Below are 1,967 nucleotides of genomic sequence, written 5' to 3'. Positions count from 1 at the left end.
TAAGTTGATCTATGCCGAGGCGGGGACTATGCCGAGCTTTGCGCGGCGTGACACATACGCCCTGGTAGTGGCGGTGAAATGGCACTGATTGGCGGCGGAATAGGCCGCATAGTTCCGGGGTTGGTGCCGAACTCCTTTCGACTGGGAGATGGTGCTGCAGGACGGGAGGTCAGATCATGGCCGGGATGGGTGGCAGGGTCGGGACGACTCGCAGGAAGCCTGGCCGGATGGGGCCGTATGTGTCCGGTTACCGAGATCGGCTGGTGGAGTTGCGATATACGACCGCCACGATTCGGAACATGCTGAAGATCCTTGGTGATCTGGGCCGGTGGATGATCGATCAGGACGTGGCTGCCGAGCAGTTGACTCTGCATTCGCTCGAGGAGTTCCGCCGGTTCTGCGGTGAGACCCTGCGTCGGCCTCCGACGGCGAAGAGTCTGAATCCGCTCATCGACTTCCTGAAATCGACAGGGCTGCGGATATATTCGCCGTTTTGCACGGATCCGTGGGAGGCGACGCTCGCCGATTACCGTGAGTGGCTGGTCACCGACCGCGGTTTGGCGGAGACCACGATCGTGCGATACGAGAAGCTCGCGCGCCGGTTCCTGGCCGACGGCTGCCCGCCCGGTGTCGGCGACCTGACCGGCGCGGACATCGTTGCGTTCCTGCTGGCCGAGAGCGCACGAGTCAGCGTCGGTGCGGTCAAGGGCCGCGTTGCCGAGCTGCGGTCGCTGCTGAGGTATCTGTATCTGCGCGGACTGATTCCGCGGCCGTTGATCTCGGCGGTTCCGCCGGTCGCGGGCTGGCACGATGTCGGCATCCCGAAAGCGATCACCGCACCCGAAGTGCAGCAGCTGCTCGACAGTTGCGACCGCGACGATCCGGTCCAGGTCCGTGATTACGCCATCCTGACTCTGGTCGCTCGGCTGGGGCTGCGGTCGATCGAGGTCGCCCGGCTCGAGGTCAGCGACATCGACTGGCGCGGTGGCCGAATCATTCTGCGCGGCAAAGCATCCCGTGAGGACGCCATGCCGATGCCGGTCGATGTCGGTGAAGCGTTGAGCACCTACTTGACCACGGCTCGGCCGGCGACGCCGCTGCGGCCGGTGTTCGTGACCTGCAAGGCACCGTTGCGGGGCATCCGCGCGGACCTGGTCAGTGACGTGACCCGCCGGGCCTGCGACCGGGCCGGGCTGCCCCGGCTCGGCGCGCACCGTCTGCGGCATTCGCTGGCCACTGAACTGCTGCGTCAAGGAGTCGCGCTGGTCGATATCAGCCAGGTCTTGCGGCACCGTGACCTGGCCACAACCGCTATCTACGCCAAGATCGACGTCGCTACCCTGCGTGACATCGCGACCGAATGGCCGGGAGCTCAGCGATGAGCGCGCTGTCGGACGCCGCCACAGATTACCTGCGGCTGCGCAACCGGCTCGGGCACGAGCTGGCCGAATATCATCGGCTGCTGCCGCGGTTCGTCGCCCACCTCGACGATATCGGCGCATCCACGGTGACCATCACCGCCGCGTTGGAATGGGCGCTGGGGCCCGACGTCGATCCGGCGACGTCGAATCCGGCGCGGCGGATGACCATCGCCCGCAGATTCGCCCAGCACATGGCAGGGCTCGACCCGCGCACCGAGATCCCGCCCGCCGGGCTGATCACGTTCCAGCAACGCTGGCAACCACCGTTCATCTTCACCCGCGCCGATGCCGAAACACTGACGGTCCAGGCCTGGCGGCAGGTCCGCGGGAGGCTGCCCGCGGCCACCCACTCGACCATGCTCGGGCTGCTTGCCGCCACGGGCATGCGGGTCGGTGAAGCGATCCGCCTCGACCACACTGACATCGACTGGACCGAGGCGGTGCTGCTGATCCGGGAGTCGAAGTTCGGCAAGTCCCGGCTCGTCCCGATCCTGCCGTCCACCCTGGCCGCGCTCGAGCACTACGCCGAGATTCGCCACGAGCACC

The 1,967-nt window shown here is 66.5% G+C and carries 2 protein-coding genes; both read left to right on the top strand.

Annotation, left to right across the window (positions count from 1 at the left end; genetic code table 11):
* The first annotated feature begins 299 nt into the window (after window positions 1-299).
* Complete coding sequence (locus tag NA4_RS38005) at window positions 300-1,382, top strand: site-specific integrase (protein ID WP_245671798.1); 1,083 nt, start codon at window positions 300-302, stop codon at window positions 1,380-1,382.
* Window positions 1,379-1,967 (top strand): site-specific integrase (locus NA4_RS38000; RefSeq protein WP_157129578.1); only part of this gene is annotated, 589 nt, incomplete at its 3' end. The genes NA4_RS38005 and NA4_RS38000, both read left to right, overlap by 4 nt.

The organism is Nocardia amamiensis NBRC 102102, from assembly GCF_001612745.1.
In the GTDB taxonomy this organism is placed as follows: domain Bacteria; phylum Actinomycetota; class Actinomycetes; order Mycobacteriales; family Mycobacteriaceae; genus Nocardia; species Nocardia amamiensis.
Note: the sequence above shows the minus strand (reverse complement) of the source record. Positions and strands in the feature narration are given on the sequence as shown.